The sequence below is a fragment of the Streptomyces endophytica genome (genome assembly GCF_026153355.1).
In the GTDB taxonomy this organism is placed as follows: domain Bacteria; phylum Actinomycetota; class Actinomycetes; order Streptomycetales; family Streptomycetaceae; genus Streptomyces; species Streptomyces endophytica.
Genome location: NZ_CP110636.1, coordinates 1,337,203 through 1,350,651 on the forward strand (window position 1 = coordinate 1,337,203; position 13,449 = coordinate 1,350,651).

Annotated in this window: 9 protein-coding genes and 4 pseudogenes; 9 read left to right on the forward strand and 4 right to left on the reverse strand. The window is 72.5% G+C overall.

Annotated features, from left to right (window positions below):
- Positions 1-58: 58 nt before the first annotated feature.
- Positions 59-825: pseudogene (gene map, locus OJ254_RS05995) on the forward strand (type I methionyl aminopeptidase).
- 227 nt (positions 826-1,052) lie between these two features.
- On the opposite strand, the gene OJ254_RS06000 reads toward map, so the two are convergent.
- Positions 1,053-1,730, reverse strand: coding sequence for a GlcG/HbpS family heme-binding protein (locus OJ254_RS06000; RefSeq protein ID WP_265361538.1), 678 nt, complete (start codon positions 1,728-1,730; stop codon positions 1,053-1,055).
- Positions 1,731-1,922: 192 nt separating this feature from the next.
- Between OJ254_RS06000 and OJ254_RS31430 the strand changes: the two are divergent.
- The 5 genes and pseudogenes from OJ254_RS31430 to OJ254_RS06020 all read left to right on the forward strand — a co-directional run.
- Positions 1,923-2,192 (forward strand): annotated as a pseudogene (locus OJ254_RS31430) (sensor histidine kinase); the annotation flags it as partial.
- A gap of 126 nt (positions 2,193-2,318) precedes the next feature.
- A pseudogene (locus OJ254_RS31435) lies at positions 2,319-2,945 on the forward strand (sensor histidine kinase); the annotation flags it as partial.
- A gap of 210 nt (positions 2,946-3,155) precedes the next feature.
- Positions 3,156-3,482 (forward strand): annotated as a pseudogene (locus OJ254_RS31440) (sensor histidine kinase); the annotation flags it as partial.
- Between the two features lie 13 nt (positions 3,483-3,495).
- Complete coding sequence (locus tag OJ254_RS06015) at positions 3,496-4,224, forward strand: response regulator (protein ID WP_265361539.1); 729 nt, start codon at positions 3,496-3,498, stop codon at positions 4,222-4,224.
- A gap of 153 nt (positions 4,225-4,377) precedes the next feature.
- Complete coding sequence (locus OJ254_RS06020) at positions 4,378-4,875, forward strand: hypothetical protein (RefSeq protein ID WP_261956226.1); 498 nt, start codon at positions 4,378-4,380, stop codon at positions 4,873-4,875.
- A 181-nt stretch (positions 4,876-5,056) separates the two neighbouring features.
- On the opposite strand, the gene OJ254_RS06025 is transcribed toward OJ254_RS06020, so the two are convergent.
- Positions 5,057-5,701, reverse strand: a complete 645-nt coding sequence (locus OJ254_RS06025; protein ID WP_265365068.1) for a pentapeptide repeat-containing protein — start codon at positions 5,699-5,701, stop codon at positions 5,057-5,059.
- Between the two features lie 404 nt (positions 5,702-6,105).
- On the opposite strand from OJ254_RS06025, the gene OJ254_RS06030 reads away from it, so the two are divergent.
- Complete coding sequence (locus tag OJ254_RS06030) at positions 6,106-7,104, forward strand: zinc-binding dehydrogenase (protein ID WP_265361540.1); 999 nt, start codon at positions 6,106-6,108, stop codon at positions 7,102-7,104.
- A gap of 192 nt (positions 7,105-7,296) precedes the next feature.
- Here the strand turns inward: OJ254_RS06030 and OJ254_RS06035 are convergent, their stop codons facing one another.
- Both OJ254_RS06035 and OJ254_RS06040 read right to left on the reverse strand, forming a co-directional pair.
- On the reverse strand, positions 7,297-8,400 hold the full coding sequence (locus OJ254_RS06035; protein ID WP_265365069.1) for an aminopeptidase P family protein: 1,104 nt from the start codon (positions 8,398-8,400) through the stop codon (positions 7,297-7,299).
- Positions 8,401-8,593: 193 nt separating this feature from the next.
- Positions 8,594-9,883 carry a serine/threonine-protein kinase gene (locus tag OJ254_RS06040; RefSeq protein WP_265361541.1) on the reverse strand — a complete coding sequence of 430 codons (1,290 nt, stop codon included), beginning with the start codon at positions 9,881-9,883 and terminating at the stop codon, positions 8,594-8,596.
- A gap of 1,999 nt (positions 9,884-11,882) precedes the next feature.
- Here OJ254_RS06040 and OJ254_RS06045 point away from each other — a divergent pair.
- Positions 11,883-12,539, forward strand: coding sequence for a YeeE/YedE family protein (locus OJ254_RS06045; protein ID WP_341483770.1), 657 nt, complete (start codon positions 11,883-11,885; stop codon positions 12,537-12,539).
- Complete coding sequence (locus tag OJ254_RS06050) at positions 12,539-12,955, forward strand: YeeE/YedE thiosulfate transporter family protein (RefSeq protein WP_083105941.1); 417 nt, start codon at positions 12,539-12,541, stop codon at positions 12,953-12,955. The genes OJ254_RS06045 and OJ254_RS06050 overlap by 1 nt, the downstream gene beginning before the upstream one ends.
- Positions 12,956-13,449: the final 494 nt, after the last annotated feature.

Genomic DNA, 13,449 nt, shown 5'->3' on the forward strand with positions numbered 1-13,449 from the left:
AAACAATTACCGGTAAAGAAATACCGGTGCCACGTTCCCTGCCCTGCGGAGGTCATCCATGGTGAAAATCAAGACGGACACCGCGGTGGACGCGATGCGGGTGAGCGGCCGGGTCGTCGCCGACGCGCTGGCCGCGGCCCGCGCGGCCGCCGCACCGGGCGTGCGGCTGCTGGACCTCGACGAGGTCGCCCGCGCGGTGCTGCGCGAGGCCGGCGCCACCTCGCCGTTCCTCGGCTACCGCCCGTCGTTCGCGCCCACCCCGTTCCCCGCCGTCCTCTGCGCGTCCGTCAACGACGCGATCGTGCACGGCATCCCGGACGGCTACCGGCTGCGCGACGGCGACCTGGTGAGCCTCGACTGCGGCGCGGTGGTGGACGGCTGGGCCGGCGACGCCGCCACCAGCTTCACGGTCGGCACCCCGCGCCCGAGGACGAGCGGCTCATGGAGACCACCCGGCGGGCGCTGGAGGCCGGTATCGCGGCCGCCGTACCGGGCGCCCGGATCGGCGACGTCTCCCATGCGATCGGCAGCATCGGACGCGCCGCCGGCCACGGCATCCCCCGCGACTTCGGCGGCCACGGCATCGGCCGGCAGATGCACGAGGACCCGCCGGTCCCGAACGAAGGCCGGCCGGGCCGCGGCTTCGTGCTGCGCCCCGGCCTGGTGATCGCCATCGAGCCGATGTTCCTCGCCGGCGGCACGGACGCCTACCTCACGGACGACGACGGCTGGACCCTGCGCACCGCGGACGGCAGCCGGGCCGCCCACTTCGAGCACACCGTCGCGGTGACGGAGGACGGGCCCCGGGTGCTGACGCTGCCGTAGCCGACGCGGCACCCGACCGGTTCGGCGGGCCGGCCGTCGAGGGTGTGCGCGGTTTCGGCCGGCCGTCGCGGGTGTACGCGGTTCGGCCGGCCGTCGCGGGCGTGCGCGGTTTCGGCCGGCCGTCGCGGGTGTACGCGGTTCGGCCGGCCGTCGCGGGTGTACGCGGTTCGGCCGGCCGTCGCGGGTGTACGCGGTTTCGGCCGGCCGTCGAGGCGTGCGCGGTTCGGCTAGCCGTCGAGGGCGTGCACGCCGGCCTGCGCGAACTGCTCGTCGAGGGCCCCGCTCGGCGCCCCCGCCACCCCGATCCCGGCGATCGGCGCGTCCTCGTCCCGGACCGGCGCACCGCCCGCCAGGAAGAGGGTGCCGGGGATGTCCTTGAGCGTGGGCGCCTGGTCGAGGCGCTTGACCAGCTCGGAGGTGGGGGCGTTCCAGGACACCGCCGTGAACGCCTTCCGCGCCGCCGACTCGTACGCCTGCGGCCCGGCGCCGTCGCCCCGCAGCGCGACCAGCGTGCTGCCGTTGCGGTCCACGACGGCCACCGAGATCCGCTGCCCGGCCTTCTCGGCCGCCTTCAGCGCGGCCTGGGCGGCCTTGGTGGCGGCGTCCAGGGTGAGGTGGGTGGTGGTGCGCGTGAGGCCCTTGCCGACGTTCGCGGAGGAGGACGCGGCGGAAGCCGTGGACGCGGCGTCGGCACGCGCGGACGAGGACGCGGCGGTCGCGGAGGCGCCGCCGAGGACACCCGCGCCCACCAGGGCGGTCGCGACGGCACCGGCCGCGGCGACGGCACCGACCGCGGAGATCTTGCGGGAGGCCTTGCGGGAGGCCTTGGAGGAGTCCCGGTGGGAGCCCTTGGGGGAGACCTCGCCGGAGACCTGGTGGGAGCGGAACGGAATTCTCGGATTCATGCCCTCATCGTCGAAGGGAGACCGGCCCGCCCGGATCGGCGGTCCGGCCGGGATCGCCGTGCATGATGGGGGATACCGGTGTCGGCCGATCGGTTGATGCGGGCGCCGCTCCGCCCGGGTTACGACTACCAGGTCGGCGCCCGGCCAGGGCCCGTCCGACGGACGTCGGCCTACGAGGAGACCACGGTGCACATCACTCAGCAGCCGCCGGACAGGGGCGCGAACCGGGACGCGGACCGGGGCCCCGGCAAGGCCGAGGGGGCGAGCGGGGACGCGGGCCGGGACCCCGACGCCCGCTGGTTCGAGCCGGTGCTGCACCTGACGTTCTTCCTGCTGCTCGCCGCCTCGCTCGCCCGCTTCCTGCTCCGGCACCCGGGCGAGCCCCGCACCCCCTGGATCATCGCCCTCAGCATCACCCTGGCCCTGCTCCACGTCCTGGGCCCGACCCCCGGTCGCCCTACCCTCCGCAGGGCTCGTACGCCTCGTACGCCTCGTACGCCTCGTACGGGCCGTACGGCCCGTACGCGGGAGGCCGGGCAGAGTACGCGGGAGGCCGGGCAGAGTACGCGGGAGGCCGGGCAGACCGACACCCGCCGGCTGCTCTGGCTGGCCGCGGTCGTGACGGTCTGGGTCGTCGTGGTCCTGCTCGCACCGAGCTTCGCCTGGTGCGCCGTGCCGCTCTTCTACACCGGCCTGCGAACGCTGCCGGCCGGCGCCGCGTCGGTGCTGGTCGGCCTGCTCACCGCGTTCGTCGTCGCCGCCCAACTCCGGCTGTCCGCCGGCTTCGACCCGATCCTGGTGCTGGCCCCGCCGGCCGTCGCCGCGCTCGCCACCGCCGTCTTCGTCCACATGGAGCGGCAGGCGGCCCGCCAGCGTGCGCTGATCGACGATCTGCTGCGCACCCGCCGCGAACTGGCCGCGACCGAGCGGCGCGAGGGCACGCTCGCCGAGCGGCAGCGGCTCTCGATGGAGATCCACGACACCCTCGCCCAGGGCCTGTCCAGCCAGCAGATGCTGCTCCAGGCCGCCGACCGGACCTGGGACAGCGACCCGGCCACCGCCCGCGGTCATCTCCGTACGGCCACCGAGATCACCGCCCGCAACCTCGCCGAGGCCCGCCGCTTCGTCCACGACCTCGCCCCGGCCGACCTGGCCGGCGGCACCCCCCTCCCGGAGGCCCTCCGCCGCCTGGCCACCCGCACGACCGGCCCCGCGGCTGCCTCTGCGGCCGGCCCCGCGGCTGCCCCGGCGACCGGCCCCACGGCTGGTTCCACGACCGGTCCTACGGCTGGTCCCACGCCCGGCCCCACGGCTGGTTCCACAACCGGTCCTACGGCTGGTCCCACGACCGGCGCCACGGCTGGTCCCGCGGCTGGTCCCGCGGCTGGTCCCCCTGCGGATGGGCCGGGCGGCGGCGGGCCCGGCGGGCGGCTGAGCGTGCGCTTCCATCAGGACGGCACCCCCGTCCCGCTCCCGGACCGGGTGCAGTCCGCGCTGCTGCGCATCGCCCAGGGCGCCCTCGCGAACGTCCGCGAGCACGCCGCCGCGCACACCGTCACCCTCACCCTCAGCTACCTGGGCGACCAGGTCGTCCTCGACATCGCTGACGACGGCCGGGGCTTCACCACCGCCGCCGCACAAGGGCGCGGCCACGGCCTGCCCGCCATGCACGCCCGGATGCGGCAGCTCGGCGGGACGCTCACCATTGAATCCGCACCGGGCGAGGGCACCGTCCTGTCCGCCGCCGTCCCCTGGAGCGCACGCCATGACCTCCTCCGCGACCTCCTCCGCAGGCGACGCGCCGCATACCCCCGTACGCGTCCTGCTCTGCGACGACCACGCGGTCGTCCGCGCCGGACTGCTCGCCCTGCTCAGCAGCGCCCACGGCATCGAGGTCATCGCCGAGGCCGGCGACGGCGAGGAGGCCGTGGCGCTGGCCGCCGCGCTCCGCCCCGACGTCGTCCTGATGGACCTCCAACTCGGCTCGGGCATCGACGGCATCGAAGCCACCCGCCGCATCACCGCCCGAGCCCGGGAGGACGCAGGAGCCGGTGTCACTCCGGCCGGCGCGGCCGGCTCAGCCGGCTCGGCCGGCTCGATCCCCCATGTCCTCGTCCTGACCACCTACGACACCGACGCCGACATCACCCGCGCCATCGACGCCGGTGCCACCGGCTATCTCCTCAAGGCCGAGCGGCCGGAGGAACTGTTCGCCGCCATCCGAGCCGCGGCCGCGGGGCGCAGCACGCTCTCCGGGCCGGTCGCCCACCGGGTACTGGCCCAGATGCGCAGCCCGCGCCCCACCCTCACCGACCGCGAGCTCGACATCCTCGGCCAGCTCGCCCGCGGGCTGAGCAACCGGGAGATCGCCCGTGCCCTGTTCATCAGCGAGGCCACGGTCAAGACCCACCTCGGCCGCATCTACGACAAGCTCTCCGTGGACACCCGGGCCGGCGCGGTCTCCGTAGCCAAGGAACAGCGCCTGCTGCCCTGACGGCTCCCCCAAGCCCCCACCTCCGCCTCCGTCCCCGTCCCCACCCCCACGAGGCGAGGCAGCGGCCCCCGGGCCCCGGTCAGAGTCCGCGAGCGGCCGCGGTCAGAGCCGGTGCGAACGTCCGTCCACCGACCGGCGTGACACCATCAAGGCGTGATCGACCTCGGCTACTCCCTCTCCCGCCGCTTTCCGGACCCGCCGCAGACGGACTACCGGACCGCGGGGGTGCACGCGCTCCGCCACGACCTCTTCTGCGGCGACGTGTACCTCGCGGACACCACGGCGGACCGCGAACTGTCCACCGCCTGGGGCTGGGTGCCGGTCCTCGACTTCGCCTGGGCGCTGTGCGACATCGTCGAGCAGCTCGACACCGACCCCCGCGGCAGCCGCTCGGCCCGTCCCGTCCATGCCGAGCTCGACTTCACGGAATCCGCCGACCTGATGCGCTTCGAGCGGCGCTTCGGCTGGGTGGACGTCGAGGCCGACTGGATGCCGGCCGACGAGCCCCCGCTCACCTTCAACCACGCCGCGCTCCGCCGCGAGGCCCGCGACTTCCTGCACGACCTGATCGCCGACCTCACGGACATGCACGACGGCCTCGGCGACAACCCCGCCATCTGGGACCTGCAGTCCCGCTTCCCCCGCGTCTGACCGACGCCAACAGCCCGGAGCGAACACCGGCCGCCCGGCCCTGAAAGACCGCCAGCCCGACCCGAAGCCCGGCCGGCCGAGGGCCGGAAGGCTGGCGGGGGCCGGAAGCTGGCCGAGGCCGAAGGCTGGCCGGGCGCCGGAAGCTGGCCGCCCCTCCCCCTGATCCCCTCCCCCCACTCCCCTACTCGACCCGCACCCCTATCTGCGCCGCGAATGCCGGTGCCAGATCCATCAGTTGGGCCGTACTGATCACCGCCCCGGACAGCCGGTCGATCCCCCGCGCGATGTCCACCGCCGCCGCACCGCGCAGATCGACGTCCTTCATCCGCGCCTCGGAGAAATCGATCCGCGCCAGGGTGCAGTCGTCGAACGTGACCCGCTCCAGGACCGCCCCCGCGAAGTCCGCCTCGATGAGCACGCACCCCTCGAAGGCGACGTCCCGCAGCTTCGCCCGGCGCAGGTTCGGGAAGTCAATCTTCCCGCCGCGCACCACGACCCGCTCCAGGACCGCGCCGTGCAGCTGCGTCCCGCCGAGCCTGGCGTCCGAGACCTCGACATCGCGCAGGGACGCCCCGGACAGATCCGTCCCGACCCCGCGCACCCCGCTCAGCACGCTGTCGATGATCCGCGCCCGGCCGAGCACCGTCGCGTCGAGCCCGCAGCGGCGCAGCGCACAGTCCATGAACCGCGCGCCGCGCGCCGACTGCCGCGCCCAGTCGGCGTCCGCGAACTCCAGCCCGTCGTAATCCCCGTCCTCCTCCAACTCCCCGCCGTCGTACGCCACCAGCTCCGGAAGCCGCACCTCCGGCCGCCGCGCCGCCCGCACCGTCTCCTCACCGCGCCCGGCCACGCGATCACCCCTTTCACCCTCGACCCGCATACGCGTCGCACGCACGCACCGCACACGCACCGCCTGCGCAACGCAACCGTCGTGCTCCGCCGGAAATCCGTCCGTCGGAAACCGTCGTAACCCATCGTGAACCACCCCACTGACAACGCCCCCTGACCAGGGCGGAAGCACCCCGCAACCGCTCACCCCACCCCCGATCTCCCCCACGGGCCCCGACCGTTGCCCCCACCCACCGACCACCCCCGCCCCTCGCCCCTCACCCATCTCCCCTCACCGTTGACCTCAACCCAACTTGAGGTCGCAGACTGACGGCGCCCCGGGCTCTCACCAAACGTCGACCCGGGCTCCCACCAGACGTCGGCAAGGAGAGAACCCCCACCATGCGCGCCATACGCCTGCACGCCTTCGGCCCCGCCGAGAACCTCCTGCACGAGACCGTCGACGACCCCGCCCCCGGCCCCGGCGAGGTACGGATCGCCGTCGCCGCGGCCGGTGTCCACCTCCTGGACACCACACTGCGCGCCGGCCACACCGGCGGGCCGTTGCCCCTGCCCGAGCTCCCGACCGTGCCCGGCCGCGAGGTCGCCGGCACGGTCGACGCCCTGGGCGAGGGCACCGACCCGTACTGGCTGGGCCGGCGGGTCGTCGCCCACCTGGGCGCGGCCCCCGGCGGCTACGCCGAACTCGCCGTCGTCGCCGCCGACCGCCTGCACGACGTCCCGGACGGGCTGGACGCCGCCCAGGCGGTCGCCATGATCGGCACCGGCCGCACCACCATGGGCATCCTGCTCTTCGCCGACCTCACCCCCGACGACATCGCCCTCGTCCCCGCAGCCGCCGGCGGCATCGGTTCGCTGCTCGTCCAGCACCTCAAGAACACCGGCGCCACGGCCATCGGACTGGCCGGCGGCCCCGCCAAGGTGGCGCGTGTCCGTGCCCTGGGCGCCGACCTCGCCGTCGACTACACCGACGACACCTGGCCGGCCCGCGTCCGCGCCTTCCTCGATGACCGGGGCGCGCCCGGCGCCACCCTCGTCTTCGACTCGGTCGGCGGCGCACCCGGACGCGCGGCCGTCGACCTGCTCGCCCAAGGGGGCCGCCATCTGCGCTTCGGCTGGTCCTCCGGCAGCCCGACGGAGTTCTCCGACGGCGAGTTGGCGGCCCGCGGGATCACCTCCCGGCAGGTGCTGGGCCCGCCGATGCTGGCCCGGGCCGGGGGCGACGACCCGATCCGCACCCTGGAGACCGCCGCCCTCGCGGATGCCGCAGCCGGCCGCCTCGTCCCGTCCGTCCAGCACTTCCCCCTGGCGGACGCCGCGGCCGCCCACCGCGCCCTGGAGACCCGCACCACGATGGGCAAGGTGATCCTGGTGCCGTGAGCAAGGGGTTCCTGGTGCCGGGAGCAAGGTGATCCTGGTGCCGGGAGTACGGGCAAGCCGAGGCCGAGGGAGGAGCCGAGCCGGGGCACCACTACGGCCCCACCCGCCCACGGCCTCGGCCCCCCGCTCGCCCACAGGCCGCCCCCGGCACCGACCGCCAGCGTTGCTACCGCACCACCGCCGGCTCCCTGGCTACCGCACCACCGCCAGCTCCCGGCTCGTCTCGTTCAGCCGCCGGCCGCCCGACTCCGTGCACGTCACGATGTCCTCGATCCGCACCCCGAACCGCCCCGGCAGATAGATCCCCGGCTCGATCGAGAAGCACATCCCCGGTACGAGCGGCAGATGTTCGCCCTCCACCAGGTACGGCGGCTCATGCGTAGTGACCCCGATGCCGTGCCCGGTCCGGTGGATGAAGTACTTGCCGTAGCCCGCCGCCTTGATCACCCTCCTGGCCACCCGGTCGACCTCCTGGCAGGCGATGCCCGGCCGCACCGCCTCGAAGGCCGCCTGCTGCGCCTCCCGCACGATGTCGTGCACCTTGCGCTCCTCGGCTCCCGGCTCCCCGACGTGCACCGTGCGCGACGTGTCCGACCCGTAGCCGTCCTTGAGGCCACCGAAGTCGAGCACCACCATGTCGCCGTCCTCGATGACCCGCTCCCCCGCCTCGTGGTGCGGGTTCGCGCCGTTGGGGCCCGACCCGACGACCGTGAAGTCCACCTGACTGTGCCCGTGTTCGATCAGCAGCCGGGCCAGATCCGCGGCCACCTCCGACTCCCGCCGCCCCTCGAAGCGGACCCCGAGGATCTTCTCGTACGTGGCGTCCGCGGCCGCCCCGGCCGCCGCCAGCCGCGCCACCTCGTGGACGTCCTTGACGGCGCGCAGCATCGGCAGCACCTCCGTCAGCGCCGCGTACGCCGCCCCCGGCACCGACCGCTGGAAGCCCAGCAGATGCAGCGCCCAGGTCGCGTCGGACACCCCGTACCGCCCGTCCGGACGCATCCACTTGGCGAGCACCGCATACGGGTCCGCGCCATCGCTCCACCCGGACACCTCCAGCGCGCCCGCCCCGGCGGACTGCTCCGCATCCGGCTGCTCCAATACGGGCACCAGCAGCCGCGCGCGCCGGCCCGGCTCGATCAGCAGGGCCGTCAGCCGCTCGGTGGCCGCGGGCGGCCGATAGCCGCACAGCCACACCAGATCCGGCCCCGGCGTCACCAGCAGCCCGGCCAGCCCGGCGACGGCCGCCGCCCGCCCCGCCCGCTCCAACCGCCGCTCGTAGTCCTCTTGCATCATCGAAGTCACCATGTCGGCGAACTTACGCCGCCCACCCCGCCACCCCACCCGAAACCCGCCGCAACGAGCGCCTTCTCGACCCCGCCACGCCTGCACGCCCCCTGACCCGGCACGCCCCTGAGGTCCGGCGCGGTCAGGGCGACAGGCGCCAGGCGATGCGGACCGTGTGGGGACTCCGGGTCCCGCGCCCCTGTCAGTGCCTGTGCTTGCCGGGCTTGTTGGCCTGTTTGGGTCCTGGTGTGACGTCGGACGCGCTCTCCGGCTTCTGCTCGGCAGGCTGTACCGGGGGTGAGGAAGCAGTCTCGTACGACGTCGAGGGGGGCGGCGTGGCGGGGCTCGTGCGCGTGGACGGGTTGGTCTGCGACCCCTCCGCCGAGCCGGTGCCGGGCGAGAACCACACCAGGCCCAGCACCAACGCCAGGGTGAAGACGCCGGCGCCGGCCAGCACGGCCACCAGCCGGGAACGGCGGAGGAACGGCAGGCGTGAGCGGCGGGTCGCGGCCCGGTGCACGCTCGTTCGCCACTCGGTGTCCGCCACCGGGGCGAAGGCACCGTCGGCGTGGCCGGTGGGAGCGGGGACGGAGCGTGCGGGGGCGGCCGCCCTTGAGCCGGTGACGTGCGGCCGGCCCAGGCGGCCGTGAGCCTGGTGTTCGCTGGGCAGCGGCTCCGGCGCACCGCGCCAGGCTCCGCGCCCGAACCAGTCCGCCGCCTCCTCGGCCGTGGGCCGGCTCTCCGGCCCCTTGGCCAGCAGACCGAGCAGATAGTTCTCGAAGGCGGGCGGTAGATCAGCGCCGAGTTGCCGGGGTGGGACCGGGGCGGCATCGAGGTGTTGATGAAGCACCGCGACCGCACTGTCCGCCTGGAACGGCGGCCGGCCGGTGAGGAGTTGGTAGAGCACGCAGCCCAGGGAGTACACGTCGGATGCCGGGCCGGCGGTGCGGCCCAGGGCCCGCTCGGGCGCGAGGTAAAGGCTGGTGCCGACGATCTGCCCGGTGGCGGTGAGCGCGGCACCGGGGTCGTCGAGGAAGCGGGCGATGCCGAAGTCGCCGATCTTCAGGGTGCCGTCGGCGCCCAGCAGGAGGTTGGCCGGCTTGATGTCCCGGTGCACGATGCCCTGCCGGTGCGCGGCGGCCAGCCCCACGGCGGCCTGTGCGGCGATACGGGCCACGTGCTCGGCGGGCAGCGGTCCGGAGACGGGGAGCAGGTCGGCGAGACTGCCCCCGTCGACGAGCTCCATCACCAGGAACAGACGGTTTTCGTGCTCGCCGAAGTCGAGAACGCCGACCACGTGCGGGTGGCTGAGGCGACCGGCGGTCTGTGCCTCCAGCCGGAAGCGGGAGGTCGCGGTGGGGTCGGAGTCGTGAGGGAGCATCAGTTTCACGGCAACCGGTCTGCCGAGCGTCTCGTCGAAGGCCCGCCAGACCTCCCCCATCGCGCCCCGCCCGAGTGTGTCTCCCAGCCGGTATCGGCCCGCTATCAGCACTTGTTCTTCATCCTCATGCCCAAAGACGTCTTGATCGCCGCGAGCCATGGCTCGCCGTGGGGGCGCGGATCAAGGTGCGGGGTGCCGCAGCGCCCCAGCGTATCGGCCCTGGAACCTCGTCTCTCCGGGCGGCGCGGCGCCCGGCCGCCACGGGCAGCCCCACCGGAGGACGAGGACGCGGGCATGGTGGTTCCCGGCCGAGTCGTGACGGCTTTGCGAGTCGTGACGGCTTCGGGTCGCTTCGTTCACAAGAGCGCTGGATTCGTGGCCATCTCCCGCCACCTGTGACATTCCAGGGCCACGGCACGCAGGAAGGAGTGACCCGATCATGAGGGTCGAGGCGCCCGCCCTCGTGGCGAGGTACGCGGGCGCCGAGCGCAGGAGCGGACTGGTTCCCCCCGTGCCGGCCCGCTCCTGCGCACATACGGCAGTTCTCGCATGCGTCCACGACGGCCTGCCCGGAATTCCCGGAATTCGACGCGGTGACGCGCGACTGCCAGATCTCCATCCGGAGCATCATCTCTCCATCCGGAGCGTCATCTCTCCATCCGGAGCATCATCGTGCTCCGGCATTCTTCGGTGCCGCGGACCCGCGAAAAGTGGGTGCGGATGAGGATGAGGACGAGGTCACCAGAAGAAGCGGATGCTTCCCGCAGAGCGCCGATGGCATCGGCCACGAACCAGGTGTCGGTGCCGGCTCCGCGCTCGGCGTCACTTGACACCCCGGAGTTCTGAAATCCGGGCTCCCCCGGCCCGATAACCCACGCCTTGGGCCCAAGACGCCAAAAGCGAGCACACTCGGATGGTCACCTCAGGCCGGGCTTTTCACCCAATCGATGAGCCGAGCCCACCAGCCGCTCCCCGACCGATCCGGTGGAATCCCTGCGCCCCCGGGAGCGTCCGCGCGTCGCGACACCCCACTCTGTCGGGCTGGTGCCGATTCCGATCGATTCGGCGCCTCCGCTGCGCGCGCACGCTTGTGTTCCCCAGACTCACACATGCACCGCTGAGCGGCGGGTACACCCATGAGCACTTGGTCCACATGCTTCCCGCACCCCTCATAGGTCAACCTCCGGCACGACGGACAGACAGCACGTTGGCACATGATCGGCTCCTTTAGTTCTTCGTTCCATATCCACGATATTCACGCCATCACCACAAGAGGCTCCAGAATTCACAACCCCTTCAGAAACATCTGCCTCGCACCGCACGAACTGTGCTCGCGAAGTCGATTCTCGACCCGAGAAGCCTCGCCGACGGTCGCCATTCATCCGGACATGAGAGGCAGACGCCGCATATCCGTCGCGGAGAGTATCTCACCAAGTAGTGCCAAGTGACCTGTTTGAAAAAAATCCCTGAGTTGCTCGGGACACCGAAACAATGGTTGCATCGCGCCCGGTCGAGAACGGGAGGCACCGCGCCTCCTTTTCATTGCCCATCACCGCATTGCTTTTGAGGCCGTCGACCGGGCACAGCAAGGGCAGGAATCGAGAACGGCGACCACTCTCCCCGAACGGGTGGTGCGCCGGTCAGAAGGGAGCAACGTGAGTTGCTCGCATGCCACAGGATGCCCCCTTTTCCCCCTCCTCAGGGCGAGCTTGCAAGGTTGGCGCGAGTACTACTGCGACAGCGCAGATCGATGGCTCGGCTGTGCGCGCTACCAGATGTCACTCACCGGCGAGCGCGTGCCGATCAGCCTGCTGCCCAACGGAGTCCGCGCGCGGCACCTCGAAGCCCCGGCCGAGGCGGGCCGATCCGCCGCCGCCGGCACGACGGCGGCGACCCCCCGGCAGTCCCCGCCACCACGGCCCGCTCCGGCGTCGCCGGAAGCCATGGCCCGGTTCGGGCCAACTCGGCCGGCGGCTGCCCGGCATGACCAGCCGTCACCGCCCCCACCGACCCTCCGCCCTTCGGACAGCCCCGCTCGACACACCCGGCAGGCGCCCGGCTCGAAGCGCGGCTGGTGGGCTCGATTCGCCGATTGGATGAGAGGACCCGCATGAGCACCTACTGGCCCTGGTGGGCGGGCGCTATCGGGCTCGCCCTGGTCACCCTCAACCACACCCTCATCACCGATCGGTCTCTCGGGGTGTCGGCCGCATGGGACCGCGTGCTGCACTGGCGTCGCGAACGCCAACTGGAGCGGATGGACGAGGAGTTCACCGACGATCACGCTCTGGCCGAGGCCTTTGCCGCAGCCACGGCGGAGCACTTCGGCACGGACACCGGCGCGTCCACCGCGCCGCAGGTTCCGCACGAGAAGCCGCAGCCGCTCGAAGCCGACGCCGCATCGGCGGCGAGCGAGCGCCCGGCGGCCACGAGCCTGCGCCCGGCCCCGCTGGTCACTCAGGCCGCCCTGCTGCTGTCGATCTTCCTCGGTGGGTTCATCGCCGCGGTCACCTCCGGGCGGTTCCACCTCCGCCACGACATGGGCCCGGGTTTCCGGGACCTGGTCACCGCCGATTCGACCACCATGATCGCCACGCTGTTCGTGGGAGGTGTACTGGTCGGCTTCGGCACTCGGCTGGCCGGTGGGTGCAGCTCCGGCCACGGACTCAGCGGCTGCGGCCGGCTGCGGCCGGTCAGCATCGTCGCGACCGCCGTGTTCTTCGGCACCGCCGTCGCGGTGTCGTTCCTCCTGTGGAAGGTGATCTGATGCGCACCCGGGGCGCGATCCTGCTGGCCAACATCATCACCGGACTGGCCCTCGGTTACACCGTCACCAACATCGGTTTCGGCGACTACGCCGAGCTGAACCGCATGTTCACCTTCCAGGACCTGCGCATGTTGCTCTCCTTCGCGGGTGCTGTGGTGATCCTCGTGTGCGCGTTCGCTCTACTGCGGGTCCGCCGCACCCCAGGGCGCATCCACGCCGGCGTGATTCCCGGCGCGGTGTTGTTCGGTACGGGCTGGGCGATCTCGGGCGGGTGCCCGGCAATCCCGATCATCCAGGTCGCCAGCGGATACCTGCCCGCCCTGATCACCATCGTCGGCGTCATCGTCGGCATCCGGCTGTGCCGTTGGGCCAACGCCCGGTACTTCCACCTCGACCGCGGCTCCTGCGGGCTGTGACCCAGCACCCCCACCGCGTGGTCCGCTGAGGGAGATCCCTGACCACAGCCGGATCGGCATCGACGGATGGCTCGCGAAAGATCGCCAACGCCGTTGACGTCACCCATGGATGTCGATGGACGTCGATGGACCTCGATGGACGTCAGAAGCCCCGGGCCGCCAACTGGCCCGGGGCTTCTTCCCTGTTCACGTCCAGAGCCCCCTGTCGGATTCGAACCGACGACCTTCGCTTTACAAGTGGGGTCGAATCCGTGATCGAGGGCGTTCACATCTGCCGGGTGGTGCTGTTCTTGCAGTTCAGCGCCACCCGGTCTGATCCCGGGTCCGGCTTTCAGCGCCGCGTGTTCGGCCGTCCGCTCACGCATCGCTCACGCAGGAAGAGGGTCGGCACAGCGGGATTGTGAACCCAAGACCTCTTCGGCTCTGTCTCGGCGCGCCACGCCCACGTCACCCCGTCATGCACCGACGCCTCGTACATGGCCTTTCCGGCGATT